The 22151-nt window shown below is 66.8% G+C and carries 20 protein-coding genes; 14 read left to right on the top strand and 6 right to left on the bottom strand.

The features are described 5' to 3' along the window. Positions 1-515 precede the first annotated feature (515 nt). The 3 genes from ACGFNJ_RS34440 to ACGFNJ_RS34430 all read left to right on the top strand — a co-directional run bounded on the left by ACGFNJ_RS34440 (position 516) and on the right by ACGFNJ_RS34430 (position 5254). Positions 516-2990, top strand: coding sequence for a hypothetical protein (locus tag ACGFNJ_RS34440; protein ID WP_393458054.1), 2475 nt, complete (start codon positions 516-518; stop codon positions 2988-2990). A gap of 600 nt (positions 2991-3590) precedes the next feature. Then, positions 3591-4754: an epoxide hydrolase family protein gene (locus ACGFNJ_RS34435; protein ID WP_393458051.1), complete on the top strand. Its 1164-nt coding sequence runs from the start codon at positions 3591-3593 to the stop codon at positions 4752-4754. 110 nt (positions 4755-4864) lie between these two features. After that, positions 4865-5254, top strand: a complete 390-nt coding sequence (locus ACGFNJ_RS34430) for a PPOX class F420-dependent oxidoreductase (RefSeq protein WP_393458048.1) — start codon at positions 4865-4867, stop codon at positions 5252-5254. 91 nt (positions 5255-5345) lie between these two features. Here the strand turns inward: ACGFNJ_RS34430 and ACGFNJ_RS34425 are convergent, their stop codons facing one another. Further along, a complete protein-coding gene (locus tag ACGFNJ_RS34425; RefSeq protein ID WP_069162539.1) occupies positions 5346-5609 on the bottom strand; it encodes a helix-turn-helix transcriptional regulator in 264 nt (87 codons plus the stop codon). Positions 5610-5705: 96 nt separating this feature from the next. Between ACGFNJ_RS34425 and map the strand changes: the two genes are divergently transcribed. Next, positions 5706-6494, top strand: a complete 789-nt coding sequence (gene map, locus ACGFNJ_RS34420) for a type I methionyl aminopeptidase (protein WP_393458045.1) — start codon at positions 5706-5708, stop codon at positions 6492-6494. Positions 6495-6647: 153 nt separating this feature from the next. On the opposite strand, the gene ACGFNJ_RS34415 is transcribed toward map, so the two are convergent. Then, positions 6648-7367, bottom strand: coding sequence for a VOC family protein (locus tag ACGFNJ_RS34415; protein WP_393458042.1), 720 nt, complete (start codon positions 7365-7367; stop codon positions 6648-6650). 114 nt (positions 7368-7481) lie between these two features. Here ACGFNJ_RS34415 and ACGFNJ_RS34410 point away from each other — a divergent pair, with 114 nt between their 5' ends. Further along, complete coding sequence (locus ACGFNJ_RS34410; protein ID WP_393458039.1) at positions 7482-8033, top strand: PadR family transcriptional regulator; 552 nt, start codon at positions 7482-7484, stop codon at positions 8031-8033. 22 nt (positions 8034-8055) lie between these two features. Further along, entirely contained in the window at positions 8056-8436 is a 381-nt protein-coding gene (locus ACGFNJ_RS34405) for a PPOX class F420-dependent oxidoreductase (protein ID WP_393458036.1), read from the top strand. A 290-nt stretch (positions 8437-8726) separates the two neighbouring features. On the opposite strand, the gene ACGFNJ_RS34400 is transcribed toward ACGFNJ_RS34405, so the two are convergent. Together ACGFNJ_RS34400 and ACGFNJ_RS34395 are read right to left on the bottom strand one after the other, a co-directional pair. After that, positions 8727-10103: a metallopeptidase TldD-related protein gene (locus ACGFNJ_RS34400; protein WP_393458487.1), complete on the bottom strand. Its 1377-nt coding sequence runs from the start codon at positions 10101-10103 to the stop codon at positions 8727-8729. Between the two features lie 11 nt (positions 10104-10114). Continuing rightward, positions 10115-11644 carry a TldD/PmbA family protein gene (locus ACGFNJ_RS34395; protein WP_393458033.1) on the bottom strand — a complete coding sequence of 510 codons (1530 nt, stop codon included), beginning with the start codon at positions 11642-11644 and terminating at the stop codon, positions 10115-10117. A 212-nt stretch (positions 11645-11856) separates the two neighbouring features. Here ACGFNJ_RS34395 and ACGFNJ_RS34390 point away from each other — a divergent pair, with 212 nt between their 5' ends. After that, positions 11857-12498, top strand: a complete 642-nt coding sequence (locus ACGFNJ_RS34390) for a TetR/AcrR family transcriptional regulator (protein WP_393458030.1) — start codon at positions 11857-11859, stop codon at positions 12496-12498. On the opposite strand, the gene ACGFNJ_RS34385 is transcribed toward ACGFNJ_RS34390, so the two are convergent. Further along, the gene (locus ACGFNJ_RS34385; protein ID WP_393458027.1) at positions 12499-13266 is read right to left on the bottom strand and encodes a TSUP family transporter; all 768 of its coding nucleotides are present in this window, start codon (positions 13264-13266) and stop codon (positions 12499-12501) included. It lies immediately after the preceding gene. A gap of 187 nt (positions 13267-13453) precedes the next feature. Here ACGFNJ_RS34385 and ACGFNJ_RS34380 point away from each other — a divergent pair, with 187 nt between their 5' ends. From ACGFNJ_RS34380 to ACGFNJ_RS34370, 3 genes are read left to right on the top strand one after another with little or no spacing between them, the layout of a single operon-like run. Beyond that, entirely contained in the window at positions 13454-14629 is a 1176-nt protein-coding gene (locus ACGFNJ_RS34380) for a sensor histidine kinase (RefSeq protein WP_393458024.1), read from the top strand. A 42-nt stretch (positions 14630-14671) separates the two neighbouring features. Continuing rightward, positions 14672-15331 (top strand): response regulator transcription factor, encoded by a 660-nt coding sequence (locus ACGFNJ_RS34375; protein WP_069162531.1) that lies wholly within the window; start codon positions 14672-14674, stop codon positions 15329-15331. Positions 15332-15364: 33 nt separating this feature from the next. Beyond that, complete coding sequence (locus ACGFNJ_RS34370) at positions 15365-16495, top strand: FAD-dependent oxidoreductase (RefSeq protein WP_393458020.1); 1131 nt, start codon at positions 15365-15367, stop codon at positions 16493-16495. Positions 16496-16550: 55 nt separating this feature from the next. Here ACGFNJ_RS34370 and ACGFNJ_RS34365 read toward each other — a convergent pair whose 3' ends face one another. Then, complete coding sequence (locus tag ACGFNJ_RS34365) at positions 16551-17552, bottom strand: zinc-binding dehydrogenase (RefSeq protein ID WP_393458017.1); 1002 nt, start codon at positions 17550-17552, stop codon at positions 16551-16553. A gap of 168 nt (positions 17553-17720) precedes the next feature. Here ACGFNJ_RS34365 and ACGFNJ_RS34360 point away from each other — a divergent pair, with 168 nt between their 5' ends. The 4 genes from ACGFNJ_RS34360 to lnt all read left to right on the top strand — a co-directional run bounded on the left by ACGFNJ_RS34360 (position 17721) and on the right by lnt (position 21829). Further along, entirely contained in the window at positions 17721-18203 is a 483-nt protein-coding gene (locus tag ACGFNJ_RS34360) for an FxsA family protein (protein ID WP_393458014.1), read from the top strand. A 77-nt stretch (positions 18204-18280) separates the two neighbouring features. Continuing rightward, positions 18281-18535: a hypothetical protein gene (locus tag ACGFNJ_RS34355; protein WP_393458011.1), complete on the top strand. Its 255-nt coding sequence runs from the start codon at positions 18281-18283 to the stop codon at positions 18533-18535. A 43-nt stretch (positions 18536-18578) separates the two neighbouring features. After that, the gene (locus ACGFNJ_RS34350; RefSeq protein ID WP_393458008.1) at positions 18579-20174 is read left to right on the top strand and encodes an amidohydrolase; all 1596 of its coding nucleotides are present in this window, start codon (positions 18579-18581) and stop codon (positions 20172-20174) included. Between the two features lie 134 nt (positions 20175-20308). Continuing rightward, positions 20309-21829 carry an apolipoprotein N-acyltransferase gene (gene lnt / locus ACGFNJ_RS34345; RefSeq protein WP_393458484.1) on the top strand — a complete coding sequence of 507 codons (1521 nt, stop codon included), beginning with the start codon at positions 20309-20311 and terminating at the stop codon, positions 21827-21829. The last annotated feature ends 322 nt before the right edge of the window (positions 21830-22151 follow it).

The raw sequence follows: 22151 nt of genomic DNA, 5'->3' as shown, positions 1-22151 counted from the left end.
TTACAGCTCCCCGAACCCCGGTGCGGGCCGTATTGGTTCCCGATTCGGCGACAGCACTCGACGAGTCCGTTCCGAAAGAGCGGACTCAGCCCTCCGTACGCTCCGGATTTACTCCGGAATTTCATCAGAATGCGCCCGAATCTACTGTGAGACAACAGCATCCTCGGGCGCATAGCTGAAAGCTATTCTGGCTGATAGGGATAGGTAAGCGAAGATGATCGCAGATAGCCGAATCCTGTTGCGGCAGAAGCAGAAGTTCTGCCGTTGACACTGCTGCGGTCTGCGCTCGGAACGAATTCAGGCTACTTTGAGACTCGTCTGACGATGCAAATTGATTCCTCCACCCTTGACGCAGTCGCCGTCACGGTCGAGCCTCGCCCGAAGCTGAAGGTGTCGCATTCGGTGATACCTGGCGGCGTCCGATTCTGCCTGATGCCGGACACGCAAGTGGGCCTACCGACCATCTTCGTCGAGGCTATTGCTCGTCCGCGGACGTGTTGTGGTTGTGTGAACGGATGACGAGCACAGCGGTGATGACGTATTCGGTGGTCAGCCGCGGTCTCAGGCCGGTGCGAGTGGCGATCGTGTTCGACGGTGGTGCGCATTGGTCGTATTGGGCGCGCCGAGCGCTTTATTTGGCGAACCAGGTCTGGGGTGGTGCCGGTTTCGCGTTGGTTCCGCACCAGGGCGGTGAGGTGGATTCTGTTCTCCTGCACGCGTGCAGGGCATTTGATCCCGATCATGTGGTCGCGTTCCCCCTGCGGATCGAGGACTACGAGTACTTCGAGCCGGGGAAAGTTCGCATCACTGGCGCAGACGGGGAGCCTCTCACTGGCCAAGAGCGCGCGGACGCTCTGGCGAACGACTGCATCTTCCAAGGAGGGCAGCGTCCAGGCGATACGAAGGCGCGTGACCTCGTTGCCAGCGTCTGCTCGCCATATCAGCAGACAGGAGGATCCACGCCTTTTGAGATCGTTAGGCGTTTCGACGGCCCGTCTCGGGAGTTTCCCTCTGCGACGAACGTGCCGGGTGCCTATCTCGGTCAGGTACTACAGTGTCCGCATGACTGGGGTGGCCTGCTCGGTGCTGCGGTCGCGTCCTATGCCGGGGTCGTTGACCCGCCGGACCCAGCCGCTGTGGAACCGAATCTCAAGGAGAGCGTACGGCAGCAGCTAACCCGATGGCTGTTGCGCGACCCCAACTTCCGACCGGTTGCGGATCTGCTGTGGTCTCCAACGGTAGTGTCCGGCGTCGTTGATGCCGAGATACCTCTCGCTCATAAGCGCACGATGACAGGACTTGTGCCTGTGTTCAGCGGCCCGTCGGGCATGCGACCGGCGGTGGCTGTACTTGGCGACACTGCCGAGGATTTTGCGCTGGCCAGGCTCTGGGACCTCACCTACGGCGTCGGTGTATGGCTCCCCACTGTCCTTGGCACTCAGCAGGATCCGCTTCCCTTCGTCCTCACCTCGTCAATGTCAAAACTCCTCGACGGCTTCCGTGGTTGGCCAGGGAAATTGATGGTGACTTCAATCTCGCTGCCTGACGAGGAGATTGAACGAATCCATGATCGGCTGAGCTACGGAGTGCATAACTGGTCCGGGGTGGAACCTGACACCGATGAACTCAGTCGAACTACCCCAGCTACGGATCTTCCGTGGACGCGCACGAACACCGCGCACTTAGCGGTTGCGGAGCAGTTCGATGACGTGCTCACCGTTCCCACAGTCATTGACGAGAATGGCAGCCGGGTGATGGTGGCACCCCTCCCGCCGCCGATAGTGCGCGATCCGCAACTAGCCGCACACTCAGACCTGGACTGGCATGTTGACATCACCTGGCATGCACGTGAATCCGTGCTCGGCCGAGGGCTGCTCGGAAGCGAGCTGATTGCGCCATCCACGAGTTCGTGGCACGCGCTCGCTCGAAGCGCCCGCCACGGCATCTCACACTCGTCGCGCCGCTTTGACTTCGTCGAGGGTGGCATCCAAAGCATCAACCGGATCGCCCGCCCTGCCTTGCGCGATCTAAGCCTGGCTGCCTGGGTCACCGCGAAGGCCGCGGAGCACGGCCTGACAGCGCGAATCGGCGACGCCGGACAGCGCACCGCACAACTGCAGCGCATGCTCGGCGGACGCAAGCAATTCGTCGAGCTATTCGGCGGCCCACTGCTGCCTGCGCTGCATGCACTGCACCCGGTCGGTTCATCTAGCCCCGAGGCGTATCCCGATGGAGGCGGCGTCCGCTTAGGCGCCGGCTGCGGCGTGCTGAGCTTCGCAGGCATCTGTGCCCGCGTTCCGGCGCTGGAGCAGCCGCAAGTGCGTGAGCGACTTGACGAGGCTCTAAGGGCGGGGGTTGCGATCCGTGGCCTGGTGCTCCAATGCCAAACATGTGAGGAAGTGCAGTTTCAGCAGATCGACAAACTCGGGCAGGTCTGGACCTGTACACGGTGCGACGCAGCCAACCACCTCGACAAGGTGACCTGGAAGAAACCCACCGGCGAACCCATCTGGTTCTACGACCTACACCCCGTGGCTCGACACCTCCTCCGCGACCACGGCGACGTCTCGGCACTGCTCGCCGCGTACCTAATGGCCCAAGGCAAGCCGAAACCTAGGCCGTACCACGACATCACAGAGATCGAGTTTGTCGAAAACACCGAGCGGCGGGTCGAAGTGGACCTAATCGCCTACCACGATGACATCCTCACCGTGGCTGAGTGCAAGAGCACGGATCATCTCGGGAGCACCCACAAGGTAGAGATGAGGGCTGAAGTCACAAAGAAGTGTCAGGCCGCATCCTGGTTGCAGGCAGACCAGCTGATGTTTGCCACTACCGAATCAACGTGGACGACAAGCGCACAGAACGCGATCCGTGATGCCGTGACTGCGTTCCCATGGCCACCGCTCGGCTCGCCAACCGTTCTGTTGATCACCGGGCTGCGTGGACTGTCGCCGGAGCTCCGTGCGGTCGCGCTGAATCCTGCGTGACGTTCAGGAGCCGCCATGTCGCCATCGCGATGACTGCGCGCAGCCCCTACCCAGGTGACCTCACTGGCGGGCTTGAGCATCGCTCCTAGCTCCACGTTTACTCACACTTTTCACCCGAACGGGGTCGCAGACTGCCGAATATGACCGCATCACCTGAGTCATGCTGATCGCCTATTCGGCCTGATAGGCGTAGGTAAACGAAGATGCCTGTAGCTGGCAGAGCCGTGGATTGCTAATCCATTGTTAGCGGGTTCAGGTGGAGTCATGTTCTCGGGTAGGGGAGCCGCGCGCACTCACTCGCTAGTTGTCCGATCGCGGTCAGTGAGCCGGTGACATCAGGACGGACCGGCGGCTGAGTGAGCGGTGGCGGAGGATCCATCGAGCCGAGTGTAGGGACGGTCGCTGGCCTGGCGAAGGTCCATGTTTACTCCATGTTTTCAGCAGAATCCAGCCGAATATCGTCGGGTTCCGTCGAACCTCGCTTCCGGTAGTCGACTGCTATCAGCCCTGGCAGAACCGATGGCTCGAATCTCAAGGAATTTGGAAGAAGGTTCTGATTGCGGAAGGAAGTCTTCCGCATTGGGGTGGAGAGTGGTGTTCATGACGAACACAGCGATTCATCCATTCCGTATCGACATTGCGCAGGGCGAGCTCGACGAGCTGCAGCGGCGGTTGGCGCAGGCTCGGCTGCCGCATGTGGTGCCGGGGACCGAAGATGATTGGCGGCGGGGGATTTCGCCCGCGTACCTGGCGGAGTTGGCTGAGTACTGGCGGGACCGGTTCGACTGGCGGGCGCAGGAGGCGAAGCTGAATGCGTACGACCAGTTCACGACCGAGGTGGATGGGCAGACGATCCACTTCTTCCATGTGCGGTCGGCGGAGCCGGGGGCGGTGCCGTTGCTGATCACGCACGGGTATCCGGGGTCGGTGGTCGAATTCCTTGATGTGATCGGACCTTTGACCGATCCGGCCGCGTACGGTGGTGACCCGGCGGACGCGTTTCATGTGGTGATTCCGTCGCTGCCGGGGTTCGGGTTCTCCACGCCGCTCGCCTCGACCGGATGGGAGCTCGCGCGGACGACCGACGCGTTTGCCGAGGTCATGACGCGGCTCGGGTACGAGAAGTTCGTGGCGCAGGGCGGGGATGTCGGGGCGGGGGTGACCTCACGGCTGGCCGCGGTGTACCCGGAGCGGGTGATCGCGACGCACGTGAACAGCGATCAGGGGATGCTCGGGTTGGTGGGCGAGCAGTTGCCGATGCCCGAGGGGTTGACCGATGCGGAGTTGGCGGAAATCACTGCCGCGCAAGAACAATGGGCGGAGCAGAAGGGTTACCTGGTGCTTCAGTCGACCCAGCCGAATGCGATCGCGGCAGCGTTGAGCGACTCGCCGATCGCGCAATTGGCGTGGATCGCCGAGAAGTTCCAGACCTGGACGGACCCGGACCGGCCGAAAGGTGAAGCGGTGGACCGTGATCTGCTGCTGACCAACATCTGCATCTATTGGTTCACCCGCAGTGGTGCGTCCGCCGCGCAGTTCCTCTGGGAGACAGCGCATTCCGGAATGCCATGGGCAGCGCCCTCCGGCGTGCCGCAGGGGTGGGCCGTGTTCAACACCAATCCGCTGATGCGCCGGGTGATGAATCCGGGCGGATACCTGGAGCACTTCACCGAGTACGCCGAGGGCGGGCACTTCGCCGCCGTGGAGCAGCCGCAACTGTTCCTCGAGGACGTGCGCACGTTCTTCCGGGGATATCGGGGGTGAGCTGAGCCTGCTTCGGCACGGTAGGGGCCGCGGCTACGTCAGGGCGCGTACAGCGGATCTGTGTCCGCTGACGGATGTTCCGCGGGCCGCGGCTGCCTACCGTTTTCGCTATGACATGGAACGAGTTGGGCACGAGCAAGTTCGCGTTGCTGACCACCTACAAGAAGGACGGCACGCCGGTGGGAACCCCGGTCTGGGTGGCGCCGGACGGGGATCGGATCGTCGTGTGGACCAATCCGAAGACCTGGAAGGTCAAGCGAATCCGGCGAAATCCGGGCGTCACGCTGCAGCCGTCCGATGCCCGTGGCCGCCCGAAAGGTGACGAGGTGTACCTGGGCACTGCCGCGATCCTCGATGCGGACGGCACCCAGCGGGTACGCGACCTGGTCTCGCGCAAGTACGGCATCATCGGCGCGCTGCTCATCAAGCTGCACAAGCTGTTTCGCGGTGCGGACGGATCCGTTGGGCTCACCATCACCCAGCAGGTCCGCGGCGAGTAACTGCCACCGGCCACTGGTCGGGCTTACGGCATCATCCAGGACAGCGCGGCGCCCACAACCGCTCTGGGGGAGACACCCGCAATTCCACCGCTCAGGCGGACTGTGCCAGTCCCGCCGCCCTCCAGATATCGGCGAGGTCCTGCAGCGGAAGGTCGAGCGCGAAGCTCAGCGCGACCACGGTGCCGAACGCGGGGGACGGCAGCCGTCCGGTTTCGATCTTGCGGAGTGTCTCCGGCGAAATGCCCGCCGCACCTGCGACTTCAGCGAGATCACGGTCGGCGCGGGCCGCACGCAACGCGCCGCCGAGGCGTCGGCCTGCGTCGATCTGTGCCGGGGTCAGGGGGAGGCGAACCATCCGATCAGCGTAGAGCCGGTATTTTAATACCGCAAGTTGGTATTAAAATACCGGCTGAGCTACGGTGGTATTAAAATACCGAGATGGGAGTTGTTCGTGGTTGAGCTGAAAACACCCGCGGAGATCGCGCGGATGCGGGTCACCGGGCAGTTCGTCGCCGAGGTGCTCGGCGAGCTGTGCGGGCTCGCGCAGGTGGGGGTGAACCTGCTGGAACTGGAAGCCCATGTGCGCGAACGGATTCGGCAGCGCGGCGCGCAATCCTGCTACTGGGATTACGCGCCGTCCTTCGGCGGGGGCCCGTTCCGCAACACGGTTTGCTTGTCGGTCAACGACGCTGTGCTGCACGGGCTTCCGTTCGACTACGCGCTGCGCGACGGCGATGTGCTGACCATGGATCTGGCTGTCAGCATCGACGGCTGGGTGGCGGACGCGGCGAAAACCATCGTGGTCGGCACCGCGGCCGAGGCGGACCTCCGCCTGATCCGGGCGACCGAGGATGCCTTGGCCGCCGGCATCGCGGTTGCGTTGCCCGGCAACCACATCGGCGATATCTCTGCCGCCATCTCCGCCGTCGCGCTCGACTACGGCTACCCGGTGAACAACGAGTTCGGCGGCCACGGCCTCGGCCGAACCATGCACGAGGATCCGCACGTCTCCAATGTCGGCCGACCCGGCCGCGGTTTCCGGCTGCGCCCCGGCCTGACCATCGCCATCGAACCGTGGTTCGCGCGCACCACCCACCGCATCGTCACCGACCCGGATGGCTGGACCCTCCGCTCCGCCGACGGTTCCCGCACCGCGCACTCCGAGCACACCATCGCGATCACCGAAGACGGCCCCCAGATCCTGACCCTCGCTCCCGTCGCCGCCAACACCCCCTCCTGACGCACGCACCCGAGGTGCCCCCGGAATCCACACTCTTCTCGAGCATTCGCACCGCTTGTCGAGTTGGTCGACTGATCACGGGGTACTGGTGCAGGCGTCGCCCGAGAAGCCCCACCTGCACCAGTACCCGCTCGGCGCCTACCCTGCGGTGAACTACTCCGAGTCGGCCAGCCACTCTTGGAGATCGGACGCGATCTGCAAGTGCTCGGCGATCTCGGCGCGGTCCTCCGTCGAGAGGTCGAGTGCCGCTATCTCGCTGCGCCATTCGGCCGCCCGCGCCGGATCCTCCATCGCCACCGCGAGTTCGACGAGATCCGCCATCGCGTGTGCCTTGTCCAACGGTGTCGCCGTCGCCGCGAACCGCCGCAGTCCGGACTCCAAGGTCTTGCGTGCCGCCTCGTCGTCTTGTTTCGAGAAACGCAGAATGCTCGCGTTGTCGATAATCCGTTGCAACCCTTCGAGTTTGCGTGATCCGCCGTACTCGACGTCGGGTGCGTCGCGTTTTAGGTAGGTGACGCTGTTTCCGGCCGGGTCCACCACCGTGAATCGGCCTTGGCCGGACCGGTATCGGGTGATGCGCGGGATCCCGCGCGCGGGAACACGGCCGAAGCGTGCCTTGAGGGCTGCGCTGAAATCCCGGTGCAGGTCCTCGATCTCGTCGAGGAACACCAAGCAGCCCGCATCGCGCTCCTCCGCGGGGCGCTTGTCATTGAGGGCTCGGAAGAAGTTCAGGTCGTACCCACTGCGTGCCACCGAGCCGTACATGTACGGGCTGGCCTGCTCGTAGGTCACCTCGTATCCGAGCGTCCGATAGAAGTCCAAGACCTCGGCCAAGTCCCCGGCCCACATCACCGGTACTGCCGTGCCATCCATGAAAACTCCCTTTAACTGCGGTAATCAATTTTGACTAGTAAAGGCTAGCCAGCCGCCAACCCAGAAGTCAAACTTGATTACTATGGAGATTTCCTATCTGCGAGGAGGTTGTCCATGTCGGCGGTGCGCCTGCTGGTCCTGGGGGTGATGCGCCTGCAGCAGCCCACCTACGGCTACGCCGTGCGTCGCGAACTGCTGTCCTGGCGCGCCGAGACCTGGACCAACGTCAAGCCGGGCTCGATCTATCACGCGCTGAAACAGCTGACGCAGGAAGGAAAGTTGACCGCCTTCGGCACCGAGGGCAGCACCGAAGGCCCGGGCCGCACGCTGTTCCAGCTGACCGACGCAGGCGAGGCCGAATTCCGGAAGCTGATGGACGAGGCGCTGGTGAGCGTCGACATGGAGGAACTCGGGGCAGGCATCGCGTTCATGGACGCGTTGCCGCGCGCGCACGTCATCGAGAAGCTGCGCGAGCAGCGCCGCCGCAGCGAGGAGGTCCGCGCCAGCCTGCTCGAGATGGTCCCGAACTTCCCCGGCGGTCGCTACGAGCCGCCGCACACGACGGACCTGCTGGAACTGTGGAGCAGCGTCTTCGGCAATCTCGCCGGATGGACGGATGGCCTGCTGGAACGGCTGGAGTCCGGCGAGTACCGAATGCCGGAATAACGCGCCCCGTTACGCTGCGTGCATGACGAACACGCTTGGCGCGATCGGCAAAGCCGACTACGTGCTACTGACCACGTTCCGCAAGGACGGCACCCCCGTCGGCACCGCGGTGTGGGCAGTCGCCGACGGCGACAAGCTCTACGTGTGGACGGTCACCGACAGCTGGAAGGTGAAGCGCCTGCGCCGCAACCCGGCCGTCACCCTGCAGCCGTGCAATGTGGCGGGCAAGACGCGCGGCGAGATCGTCGAGGGGACCGGCCGCATCCTCGACGCCGACGGCACCGACCGGGTCCGCAAGCTGCTCATGAAGAAGTACTGGCTCACCGGTCCGATCACCATCCTCGGCAGCAACATTCGTCGCGGCAAGAAGGGCACGATCGGCATCGAGATCACCCTCACCTGAACCTATTTGCGAATCCGCACACCTTCCAGCGCCCAGCAACTACTTCTCACGCCGATGCGAGGCTTGCCACCTCAGAGGTGTTCTGGCGCGAGAATTGGCGCAGCCATGTCCCGTTCGCGCGGGTAGAGGTTCACGAGTGGTACATGGTGGAGGGCGTTTACGGCGTGTCGCCTCCACCATGTACTAATCGCGGGAGCTCATCGCATCGACCGGGACACGGCCGGTGGGGTTGCGACCTTTCCGGCGTGCCAGATCGTGCGAGACATCAGAACAGCTGCGGCAAGCCGGGCTCAGGTTGCTTGGCTGACCGACGACATGTGGAAGTCGGGGATTCGCAAGGGCGGCATGGCGGTTCGGGTGAACCAGTCCTTCCATTCGCGGGGGAGGGTGATCTGGGTGCTGCCCGCCTCGGTGGCCCGGCGCAGCAGGTCGAGTGGACTCTCGTTGAAGCGGAAGTTGTTGACTGCCGCGGTGACTGCGCCGTTCTCGACGAGGTACACCCCGTCCCTGGTGAGGCCGGTGAGCAGCAGGCTCGCCGGGTCGACCTCACGGATGTACCAGAGCGTGGTCAGCAGCAGGCCGCGCTCGGTGCGGGCGATCATGTCGTCGATCGACGCGTCGGATCCGCCGGTGAGCAGCAGGTTGTCGCCGGGAACCGTAGTGGGAGCATCGAATTCGGCGGCAGCGGCCCGCGGGTAGACGAGTGATTCGATGACACCGTCGCGGATCCAGTCGACCCGTCCCGTCGACAAGCCGTTGTCGAACACCGACGACGCTTGCGACGACGCGGAAGTAGCGACGAACGGTTGATATTCGAGCCCCGTCGCGTTCGGGTCGGAGTAGAGCGTGAGCGGAATGTCGGTGAGCCGCTCGCCGATTCGCGTTCCCCCCGCGCGGGAGAACGCGGTGTGTCCTTCCTGCGCGCCGCGGCCCTCCATCTCCCAGGCCATGGCGATCATCAGGTCTGCCACGGTAGAGGGCGGCATCAGCGTCTCGTACCGGCCCGCAGGCAGGTCGACCTTCCGCTTGGCCCAGTCCAGCCGCCGCGACAGCTCGGTGAGCATGCCTGGCACGTCGACATCGGTGAAGTCGGCGGTGCCGACACCGACCCACGCGCTGGCGAGATCGCTGCCCTCACCACGCTTTCCGTTGATCTCCACCGAGCCGGTCGGCTGCACGAAGCGCCGCCGCACGCCGGTCGAGGTGCCGAGCCAGGTGGTGTTCATCGTGTGATGGGCGAAACCGTACAGCCGGTCGCTGCCGTCGAAGCCTGCGGACAGGTCGTTCGCGAGACCGGTGAACACCTCGATCCCGGTGCTGCCGGGTTCCGCGGCCCAATCCTGGGACGGCCCTTCGGGTTCCAGCAGCGGCATCGCATCGCGGGCGGGCTCCGCGGTGCGGGCCGCCTCTTCGCTCTTGCGCACCACCGCTTCGATCTCGGCGGGATCGACGCTGGTCGAGCCGATGGTGCCGACCCGTGCGGCATTCGGTCCCTCGCGGAAGATCGAGATGACCGACCAGCCGCGCGACACCGACGATCCGTTGGTGGTCATCGAATTCCCGGCCCACCGCAGCGACGCGTCGTAGGCGTCGGTGACGATCACCATCGCCTCGTCGGCCTTGGACAGCGCGAGCGCTCGCTCGACAACCTCGCCCGCAGGCATCAAGGTCTGGTCACTCACTGTCCCGCCTCCGTCCGGGTGTTGAGAATGTTGATGCCGCGCACCAGAACCGACGGGCAGCCATGACTGACCGCCGCGACCTGACCGGGCTGCGCCTTGCCGCAATTGAACGCGCCGCCGAGCCGCCAGGTGGACGGTCCGCCAACCGCTTCCATGGAACCCCAGAAATCCGTGGTGGTCGCCTGGTAGGCGACGTCGCGCAATTGACCGTCGAGCTTGCCGTCGCGGATGCGGAAGAACCGCTGCCCGGTGAACTGGAAGTTGTAGCGCTGCATGTCGATCGACCACGACTTGTCGCCGACGATGTAGATGCCGTTCTCGACCCGCGAGATGAGATCCGCTGTGCTGGTGTCGCGTTCGGGGTCGGGCTGCAGCGAGACGTTCGCCATCCGCTGGATCGGCACGTGGTGCGCGGAGTCGGCGTAGGAGCAGCCGTTGGAGCGTTCGAGGCCGAGGCGCGGCGCGAAGACCCGGTCGAGCTGGTAGCCGACGAGCACCCCGTCGCGCACCAGATCCCAGCGCTGCCCGGCGACACCCTCGTCGTCGTAGCCGACACTGGCCAGGCCGTGCGTCTCGGTGCGGTCGCCGGTGACGTGCATGATCGGCGTGCCGTACTGGAGCGTGCCGAGCTTGTCGGGCGTGGCGAACGAGGTTCCCGCATAGGCGGATTCGTAGCCGATGGCGCGGTCGTATTCGGTGGCGTGGCCGATGGACTCGTGGATGGTCAGCCACAGGTTGGTCGGGTCGATGACGAGATCGGTCGGTCCCGCCTGCACGGTGGGCGCCTTCACCTTCTCGGCGAGCCATTCCGGGATCTGCGCGAGTTCGCTCTGCCAGTCCCAGGTGCCGTCGGCGCCGGTGACGTACTCCCAGCCGCGGCCGACCGGCGGCGCCACCGTGCGCATCGTCTCGAAGACGCCCGCCGAGGAGTCGACCGTGGTCGCTTCGAACTCCGGATGCAACCGCACCCGCTGCTGCGTGATGCGCGAACCTGCGGTGTCCGAGTAGAAGGTCTGCTCCTTGACCTGCAGCACCGACGCGGTCACGTGGTCGACGCCGTCGGAGCTGGCGAGTCGACCCGAATAGTCGAGCAGCAGGTCGACCTTGTCCGAGGTCGACACGGTGAACGGGTCGAGGTCGTAGGCCGAGACCCAGTGCACGTCGTCGTATACCGGCTCGTCGGCCAGCTGCACCCGCTCGCGGTTCAACGCCCGCAGCGTCGTCGCCACCGTCACCGCGCGGCGGGCCACCTCGGCGGCCGTGTCCGGGGTCAGCGCGGCGTGCGAGGCGAAGCCCCACGTGCCGTCGACGATCACCCGGACCGCGATGCCCAGCTCGATGCTGTCGGTGATCGCCTCGACGCGGCCGTCACGCAATCGGATCGATTGGGTCACCAGCCGATGCACCCTGAGGTCGGCGTGTTCGGCGCCCGCCGCCGTCGCCGCGGTCAACGCGGCGCCGGCGAGCGCGGCCAGTGGCAGGTCGAGGAACTCGGCGTCCACATCCTTGGAAGTCGCGATGCTCACCCGCACCAACGTAGTCGTTCGCGGCCCAGTGTGGCTGCGGCTCCCCGGATTGCACGCTATGCCATCGTGCATCGACTGCAAACATGCATGAAATGCACAGTGGCACAGCATGAATAACGAGGCGGTCGCGACCGGGCCAATCGATCACCGCACGGCACGCGCGAAACCCGCGGATACCGAGTCTGCCTCGCGAAATGCCGTACTGTGCCCGCGTGCCGCCATCCGCCCTCCGTGACCGCAAACGTGAACGTACCCGCCGCGCCTTGCTCGAGGCAGCCGTCGAGCTTTTCGAGACAAGAGGCTACGACGAAACGACGGTGGCCGACATCGCTGCGGCGGCCGAGGTGGGTACGCGGACCTTCTTCAACTACTTCGCCAGCAAGGAAGAACTACTCTTCCCGGAGACAGACGAGCGGGTGCGGGCCGCGGTGGCCGCGATCGGCAGCCGGCGTCCCGGCGAGCGTCCGGTCGAGGTGTTGTTACGGGCATTACGGGCGGCGGGGGACAACCCGGGCGAGCATCTCGTCGACGACCTCAGCGCACGGATCGCCGCGCTGCGCGCGCAGGTGTCGCGCACCGTGCCGTCGGTGAGCGGCCGGGCCGCGCATGCGCAATTGGTCGCGCAGCGCGAGATCGCCCGCCAATTGCACATCGCGTTCCCCGCCGAACTGGACGAGGTCGGCGCCGCTGCGCTGGTCGGTGCGGTCGTCGGTGCGGTGTCCGGCGCGCTGACCGTGCTGTTCCAGCAGCCGTTGAACGGCGCCGAAGACGGCGAGCGCCTGCACCGGCGCATCCACGAGACGACCTCGCGGGTGCTGAAGCCCTGGCTCGCCCAGGTCGAGACGGTCGGCTGATCAGCCGAACTGCTGCCAGCCCAACCGGATCACCATCCCGATCACGACAACGAGCAACACCACGCGCACGAACTTCGCGCCGTTGGCCAACGCCATCCGCGATCCGATGATCGCGCCGATCACGTTGCCGACCGCCATGGCCGCGCCGAGCGCCCACAGAATGTTCCCGGTCGCGCCGAAGAAGATCAGCGCGCCGACGTTGGACCCGCAGTTGATCACCTTCGCCATCGCGGCGGCGCGGACGAACTCGGTGCCGAGCAGGGTGGCGAAGGTGATGATGAGGAAGGTCCCGGTGCCGGGCCCGAGCAGGCCGTCGTAGAAACCGACCAGGCCGGCGGCCAGCGCGACGGTGAGGATGAACTTGCGCCGCGTCGGCGCGTGCGTGGCCAGCGTGACCCCGATCGATGGTCGCAGCGTGACAAACACCGCGACGCCGACGAGCACCACCATCACGATCGGAATGAACAGCTCGCGGTCGATCAAAGAGACTGCGGCCGCACCGGTTCCGGAGGTGATCGCCGCGATGGCCGCCGCGGGCAGCAGCACCCGCCAGCGCATCGGCACCTTTCTGGCGAAGGTCATGACCGACGCGCCGGTGCCTGCGACCGCGGCGAGTTTGTTGGTGCCGAGCGCGGTCTGCGGTGCGATGGTCGGCGCCACCAGGAACAGCGTCGGCAGGATGATCAACCCGCCGCCCCCGACCACCGCGTCGACCCAGCCCGCGGCCGTCGCGGCCGTCAACAACACCACCCAATCACCGATCTGCACGCGCTCAGCCAAGCAGACCAGCGACATCGAGCCGGTTTCGGACCAGCGACCAGTCCAGTGCGGCGGTCACCGACTACCGGGCAGTCGTGTTCGGGATCGTGCCCCCATCGCCGCATCGGGTCGGTCGTGCTGTTTCGAGATCGTGGTGCCGGCCCTGCTCGGAGCCGGTCACCCTAGGCTGTTCGACGTGCGTCGGTTCAGTCTGTGGCTTCGCGGGAAGCCCATCGTGGCAGATTCGATGCTGACGTTTGCCCTGTTGGTGGTCGAGATTCTCGGCGTCGCCGCCGCCGAGAACAAGATCGCCTACCTGGCGATCGGGGTGTTCATCCCGTTGCCGCTGGTGTTTCGGCGGGTCTATCCGCGTGCGGTCGCGGTGGTGTCGCTGCTGCTGTCGTTCACCGCGATCGCGGTGCAGTACGTGGTCGGGGAGCGCGAAGCCTCGCACATCACCCTGTTCAGCCTCGGCATCATGCTGTACACGCTGGTCGCCTATGTCGGACGCCGGGAAGGGGTGTGGTTCGCGGCCGCGCTGGTGGCCGACAGCGTCCTTTCTTATATCGCGATCGCGGGCACCGCGACCACCGATCTGGTTTTCACCGCGATGTTCTACGCGTTGTGCTGGACCTTGGCCGAGTTCATCGGCGCGCGCCACGCGTACGACACCGAGGTGGAGGCGCGGCTCGCGGTCGCCGACTACGACAAGGAACGTCGCGCGCACGACGCGGTGTCCACCGAACGCACCCGCATCGCGCGCGAGTTGCACGATGTGGTCGCGCACGCGGTGAGCGTGATCATCGTGCAGGCCGACGGCGCGAAATACGCGCTGCGCCGCGACCCGGACGCGGCCGAGCAGGCGCTCGCCACCATCGCGGGCACCGGGCGAGAAGCGTTGCGCGAACTGCGTAAGACCGTCGCGCTGCTGCGCACCGAACATGCCCCGGATTCGTTGCCGCAGCACGGGACGGCAGGCATCGCGCGGGTGGTCGAGATGATGCGCGGCGCCGGACTCGCGGTCGATCTCGAATTGACCGGCGAACTCGACGACATCGCGCCCGAGGTCAGCCTCGGTGTGCACCGCATCGTGCAGGAGTCGCTGACCAACACGCTGCGGCACGCGGGTCCGCATCCGAAGGCATGGGTGCGGGTGCGCCGCCGCGACGACGACGTCACCATCGACATCACCGACAGCGGAGGCGTCCCGCTCGACGCGCCAGCGGTCCGCATCAAAGGCGGCGGCATGGGGTTGGTCGGCATGCGCGAACGCATCGCGGTGCTCGGCGGCACCCTGGACGCCGGTCGCGCGCCGGAGGGTGCGTGGCGAGTGCACGCGACCATCCCGCTCGATCCGGGGTTCGCGGAGTAGGAGACCGTCGGGGTCGCGCCGTCGGCACGTTAGATTAGGAGCGTGCCGATCACCGTTCTCGTAGTCGATGACCAGGAACTCATGCGCATGGGGTTGAAGATGGTGCTCGGTGCACACCCCGACATCGAAGTGATCGGGGAGGCGGCCAACGGGGCGGCCGCGGTCACCAGGGCGGCCGAACTGCGGCCCGACGTGGTGTTGATGGATGTGCGGATGCCCGTCGTCGACGGCGTCACCGCGACAACGCGGATCGTCGACGCGGGCCACGGCTGCCGTGTGCTGGTCATGACCACCTTCGACCTGGACGAGCACGCGCTCGGTGCGTTGCGCGCGGGCGCGAGCGGCTTCCTGCTGAAAGACACGCCGCCGGAAGACCTCATCTCCGCCATCCGCAGCGTCGCCGCCGGTGACGCGGTGGTGTCGCCCAAAGTGACCAAGCGACTGCTGGATCGGCTCATCGCCGAGGATCCGGCGCGGATGCGCGACCCGGGGGTGCTCGATGTGCTCACCGCGCGCGAACGCGAGGTGCTCGAGCAGATCGCCGCGGGCCGCTCGAACGCGGAGATCGCCGAGCAGTTGTTCCTCTCGGAAGCCACGGTGAAGACGCACGTGGGTCGCGTGCTCACGAAACTCGGTCTGCGCGACCGGGTTCAGGCCGTGGTGCTGGCCTACGAGACGGGCTTGGTTCGCCCCGGCGGATAGGTCTACCCATCGCGAATCGTTAGGGGTACTGCCATGTCAGAACACCATCGCATCGCCATTGTCGGCGCCGGGCTCGGCGGCCTGGTGCTGGCCCGCGTGCTGCATGTGCACGGAATAGCAACGGCCGTCTACGAACTCGACGCGTCGCCGACCGTCCGCAACCAGGGCGGCATGCTCGATATCCACGTCGAATCGGGTCAGGCCGCGCTGCGCGCCGCCGGGTTGTTCGACGAGTTCCGTGCGCTGGTGCATCCCGGTGGCGAGGCGATGCACGTCGTCGACAAGCACGGCACCATCCGGGTGGCCGACTCCGGCGACGGTGATCGTCCCGAGATCGATCGCAATGATCTGCGCGGGATGCTGCTGAACTCGCTGCCCGACAGCACCATTCGGTGGGGCGCGAAGGTGACGGGCGTGCGTGCGCTCGGCGCCGGGCGGCATGTGGTGACCTGCGCGGACGGCACGACCTGCACCACTGACCTGCTTGTCGGCGCGGACGGTGCCTGGTCCAAGGTCAGGCCGCTGGTCTCGGCGGCGACCCCCGAGTACTCCGGTATCTCGTTCGTCGAATGCGACCTCCTCGACGCGGCTGCCGAGCATCCAGCGACCGTCGAATTGACCGGCGGCGGTGCGATGTTCGCCCTCGCGGATGGCAAGGGTCTGCTCAGCCATCACGAAACCGACGGCTCAGTGCACACTTACGTCGCGGCGGCCGTCGACTGGGCGAGCCAGCTCGACACCTCCGACACCGCGGGCGCGAAAGCGGCTGTGCTGGAACACTTCCACGATTGGGACGCGCGACTGCGCGCGCTCATCGCCGATGCCGAAGAGCCGCTCGTCGTCCGCCCGATCCACGCGCTGCCGGTCGGGCACCGCTGGGACCGGGTGCCCGGCGTGACGCTGCTCGGCGACGCGGCCCACCTCATGTCGCCGTTCGCGGGCGAGGGCGCCAACCTCGCCATGCTCGACGGCGCCGAACTCGCCGCCGCCCTCGTCGCCAACGCCGATGTCGAGCAGGCGCTCGCCGCCTACGAATTGGCGCTCTTCCCGCGCAGCGCCGCACTCGCCGCCGAATCCGCGGCCAACATGACCATGATGTTCGGCGAGGACGGGCTGGATCGGCTGATCGAGATGATGAACGGTCACCGCGAGGCGGTCGGCTGAGCCGAATCTCACGGCCGTTCAGGCAGATTCGCCGCTGAGCGGTGAGCCTTCGCGCCTAGTGCCTGACGCGGACGACGAGTTTGCCGGTGGCACGGTCGTTTTCCATATCGTCGTGGGCCTGCCGCACCTGCTCCAAGCCGTCGTAGACGCGGTCGACGGGAAAGGCCAACTGGCCTGCCGCGACCGCGTCGAGGATTTCCTGAAACGCATCCCGAGGCAGGTCGGCGGCGTCGCCGAAGTAGCCGGCCAGGCGCACCCCTTTCGGCAGGTACTCGTTCGGCGAAAAGTCCCGCACCGTCCACTGATTGGACAGGCTGCCGCTGAAACAGGCCGTGCCGTGCACGCGTACCGCACGCAAGGTGTCGGGCAGGGTCGGCGTGCCGACCAGATCGAGGGCGGCGTCGACGCCGCCCGGGTACAGCCCGCGCACCGCGGGCGCGACCTCGCCGCTGTCGAGCAGCGGATGATCGATACCGCGCTCCTTCAGCGTGGCGAGACGCTCGGCCTGCCGAGTGGTGGCCAGCACGGTGGCGCCGCGCCACGTGGCCAGGGCAGCGGCGGCCAAGCCGACCGAGGAAGTGCCGCCGCGAATCAGCACGGACTGACCGGGTTGCAGATCAAGGCCGATCGTGAGCGACCCGTAAGCGGTCTGCACCATTTCCGGAAGCGCGCCGAGCACCTCCCACGGCAGGTCGGTGTCGACGGGGATGACCTGTGACAGCGGCACCGACGTGTACTCGGCGTAGCCGCCGTCGTAGGTGCGCCCCATATCGCCCATCATGGCGACGACCTGCTGTCCGGGAACCAGCCCGCTGCCCGCCGGCGCCGCGTCGACGGTGCCGACAGCTTCGATGCCCGGCACCCGGGGAAAGCTGACACCGACGCTCACGCCGAGCCGGAGCTTCAACTCCGAGCGGTTGAGGCCGAACGCCTCGACGCGGATGCGGACCCAGCCGTCCCGCTCGGGCGGGAGCGGCAGCGTGGTCAGTCGCAGGTTCTCGATGGGGCCTGGTGCGGAGAGTTGCACGGCGCGCATAGTGGTCGGCGAGGACGTCATAGCCTGCCTTCTTCCCGGGTCGGCGAGTCGGTCAGCGAGGGTCAACATGCCATCGCTCCCGCCGCATTCCCGACGCTGAGGGCGGATCTCAGCGGGCTCTCAGGCGGATCCGGGAGAAAAATGCGACTTTCCGACGTTGCAACAGGTAGACCGTCCGAAAGGAACGCCATGCCCGCCCTAGTCTTCGTCCTCTACGTGATCACCGAGATCGCCGCGCTGGTCGCCGTCGGCCAGTGGCTCGGCGTCATTCCCGCCATCCTGCTGCTGATCGCCGGGTCCGCGGCGGGCATGCTGCTGGTCGGATCGCAGGGGCGGCGGGTGTTCGAGCAGTTCCGTCGCGCAGGCCGAGGCGAGATTCCGCCGGGCACCGCGGTCGCCGACGGTGCGCTGGTCGCCGCGGGCGGGTTCCTGATGTTCGTGCCGGGACTGGTCACCTCGTTGTTCGGTCTGCTATTGCTGTTGCCGCCGACCAGGTTCCTGGTGCGCCCGGTGGTCACCGCGTTCGCCGCCCGCCGATTCGGCAAACTCGCCGCCGCCATGCCCTACCGCGGCGTGGTGATCGACGGCGACGAGGTGGTCGACGGCGTGGTCGTGCAGCAGTGGTACGACGACGGACAGGGCAACGCCCGACGTGCGATTACCAAGGCTTAGTTGCTCTATTACCAACGAGTAGTAAAGCCACTCCGGGCGCGCTAGGGATCCGTGCGAAAAGGGTCTATGGTGACGCGATGGCCACCGAGCAACTCACCATCACGGTGAGCGAAGAGCTGGCAGCCGCCGTCAAACGAGCGGCCGCCGCTGCGGGACAGTCGATTTCCGGGTTCACGGCCGCCGCGCTGCGGCTGGAGCTGATCGCCGTCGAGGCGGGGTGCCCGCCGGGTTCGGATTGTGCGCCCGGTGCCGCGCCGCCGCGGTTCGCCGAAGTGATGACGCTGCTCGCGCACGCGGAAGACGTCACGTTGGAGCCTGCGCTGCACGGCTGACCGACCCGCTGCCCGAATCGGGCATACGGCAGACTGGTCAGTTGTGAGTACCCAGTTGCTGGTCGGCGGTCGCATCTACAGCTCGAGTTCCCCCGACGCGACGGCGATGGCCGTGACCGACGGAACCGTGGTGTGGCTGGGTGCCGAACAGCCTGGTCGCGCACTGCATCCGGACGCCGAGGTGATCGACCTGGGCGGTGCGTTCGTGGCACCCGCGTTCGTGGATCCGCATGTGCACACCACCGCGCTCGGGCTGAAGCTGACCGGGCTCGACCTGTCACCTGCCCGTTCGCTCGAGCACTGCCTCACGCTGCTGCGCGACTTCGCCGCGACCAGGCCCGACGGCGCGATCCTCGGCGACGGCTGGGACGAGACCACCTGGCCGGAGGGCAGGCCGCCGACGGTCGAGGAGATCGACAAGGCAGCGGGCGCTCGGCACGTCTACCTGTCCCGGATCGACGCGCACTCCGCGGTCGTCTCGTCGGCGCTGCTCGACGCGCTGCCGCAGGTGACCACCACCGACGGCTACACCCGAGGCGAACCGGTCCGGGCGAACGCCCATCACCTGGTGCGCACCGCCGTGCTCGCGGAATTGGATCGGGCACAACGGGATCGGGCCAGAGGCGCGGCGCTTGACCACGCGGCCGCGCACGGCGTCGTCGCGGTGCACGAATGCGCGGGCCCGGAGATCGCGGGGCGCACCGACGTTCGCGAACTGCTCGAGTTCCGCCACGGTGTCGAGGTGCGTGCCTACTGGGGTGAAGCGGTGCGCAGCGCGGACGAGGCGCGGGCACTGGTCGCCGACCTCGGCGTGCACGCGCTCGGCGGCGACCTGTTCGTCGACGGATCCATCGGCTCGCACACCGCATGGTTGCGCGACCCCTATGCCGACGAATCCGGCACCGGGCGCGCCTATTTCGACGCCGACACTGTTGCCGCCCATGTTCGCGCCTGCACCGAAGCGGGCATCCAGGCAGGTTTCCACGTCATCGGCGACGCGGGCATGGACGCGATCATCGCCGGATTCGACCGTGTCGTCACCGAATTCGGCGGCCCCGCCGTCGCCGCGCGCGGCCACCGCGTCGAGCACGCCGAACTGCTCGACGCCGACCAGATCGCCAAGCTCGCCGCCTGGGGTGTAATCGCCAGCGTGCAACCGGGATTCGACGCCGCGTGGGGCGGATCCGACGGCATGTACGCCGCGCGGCTCGGCAAAGGCCGCGCCGCCACGCTGAATCCCTTCGCCGCGATGGCCGCCGCGGGCATCTCGCTCGCCATCGGCTCGGACGCGCCGGTCACCCCGCTCGATCCGTGGGCCGCCGTCCGCGCCGCCGTCAACCATCGCACCCCCGGCCACGGCCTTTCCCCGCGCGCCGCCTTCGCCGCCGCCACCAGAGGCGCGTGGCGCGCCGGCGGTGTGCGCGACGGCATCGCAGGGACTTTGGTGCCAGGCGCCCCCGCCTCCTACGCGATCTGGGACGCCGACCAGCTGGTTGTCGCCGCGGCCGCCGACTCCGTCCAGCGCTGGTCCACCGACCCGCGCTCCCGCGTCCCCGGTTTGCCCCCGCTCGAGCCGGATTCGGCCCTGCCGACCTGCCTGCGCACCGTGCACCGCGGAGTCACCATCTATGAAGCGTGAACACGCCGCCGCGTCCGGTGCGGTGCGGGAGAAGGTGGCCGGTCGTGCGTGAGCGACTCTCGGGGGTCGGGGGATTTCTTGCCGGGCACCCGGTGATCGGGCGGTCGGTGGCGGCGGTGCTGGCCGGGCTGCTGATGTTCGGGAGCTTTCCGCCGCGGCCGTGGTGGTTCCTCGCGCCGCTCGGCATCGCGGTGCTCACGCTGGTTGTGCGTGGCGACGGGCGCCTGCGCGGCGGGTTCGGCTACGGATTCCTGGCTGGTCTGGGATTTTTCGTGCCGCTGCTGCCGTGGACGGGGATCTATGTCGGGCCGGTGCCGTGGCTGGCGCTGTCGACGGTGTGCGCAGTGTATGTCGGGTTGTTCGGCGTGCTGGTGCGGCTGGTCGGCAGGTTGCCGGGGTGGCCGCTGTGGGTGGCGGCGGCATGGACGACCGCGGAATGGGCGCGGTCGAGTTTCCCGTTCGGTGGATTTCCGTGGGGGCGACTGGCTTTCGGGCAGGCGGACGGGTGGTTCCTGTCGCTGGCATCGATCGGCGGTGCGCCGCTGGTCAGCTTCGCGGTGGCGTTCACGGGAGCGGCGGCGGCCGCGCTGGTCCTGCTGGTGTGGACCGTGGTGCACCGTGGCCGCGCGTCGCGGGCCGGTTTCGCAGTTGCCGCAGCGACTTTGGTGGTCATGCCGGTCGCGGGTCTGCTGCTCGGTCTGACATTGCCCGCACCGGATCAGGGCGATCGGACGATCACGGTCGCGGCGATCCAGGGCAGCGTGCCTCGACTCGGCCTCGACTTCAACGCGCAACGGCGTGCGGTGCTGGACAACCACGTGCGGCGCACCGAGGAGCTGGCGCGCGCGGTGACCGCGGGCGCGGCGAAGAAGCCGGATGTCGTGATCTGGCCGGAGAACTCGTCCGATATCGACCCGCTGCGCAACGCCGACGCCGCGGCGCTGATCACCAGGGCGTCCGAGCAGATCGGCGCGCCGATCCTGGTTGGCGCCGTGCTGGTGAACGGCGATCGCACGACGACGAACTCGGTGATCGTCTGGAACGGCGCGGCAGGCCCGGGGGAGCGGCACGACAAGAAGATCATCCAGCCGTTCGGCGAGTACCTGCCGATGCGCTCGTTCTTCCGGCTGTTCTCCGAATACGCCGACCGCGCCGGGTATTTCGTGCCCGGCAACGGCGACGGCGTTGTCCGCGCGGCAGGCGTCGATATCGGCGTCGCGACCTGTTACGAGGTCGCCTTCGATCGGGCCTTCGAGGACGCGATGCGCGCGGGCGCCCAGCTGCTCACGGTGCCGACGAACAACGCGACCTTCGGCGACAGCGAGATGACCTATCAGCAGCTGGCCATGTCGCGGGTGCGCGCGGTCGAGCACGGCAGGGCCCTTGTTGTCGCGGCAACCTCGGGCGTGAGCGCGATCATCACAGCGGACGGCGCTGTGCGGCAAGAGAGTCCGCAGTTTGTGCCCGCTGCCTTGGTCGCGGATCTGCCGTTGCGAACCAGCAACACTCTCGCGACCATCGTAGGCCCCGCGCCGGAGCGGTTGCTCGTGATCGTGACCGCCGTCACAATCGCAATCGCGGGGTGGCGTCGTCGGCAAAATCGCATCGCGGACACGACATTTCAGGCTGGCAAGACAGACCAGCCAGTCGGCTGACAGCGCCGTGCGCTGACCGAACCTTCAGTCTGTTCTATGCCCTATCGTGACCTGAATTCGATCTCTACTTGAGATTGCACACAATTTGCTGGGCGGTCGTCCGACAAGATCATCTTGCTGTTCACGTTCAGTTAACCTGCCGTTACTTGTCGCTCATCGCGGGGATCGTTAGGTTTGCCACGAATTAGCTAGCGAAATCCACCTTCTGGCAACGTCGTTCGATGTGAAACAAATCCATCGCGCTGGCAATCCGCCCGTTCGGACGCTCCGAATCATAGGGCGTGGATCACGTCCACGGTTGGCGCCTGCGCGCCGGGCCGGG

It is taken from the genome of Nocardia sp. NPDC049149 (genome assembly GCF_043197455.1).
Classification (GTDB): domain Bacteria; phylum Actinomycetota; class Actinomycetes; order Mycobacteriales; family Mycobacteriaceae; genus Nocardia.
The sequence above is the reverse complement of the archived record's forward strand: the minus strand, read 5'-3'. Positions and strand labels throughout refer to the sequence as shown.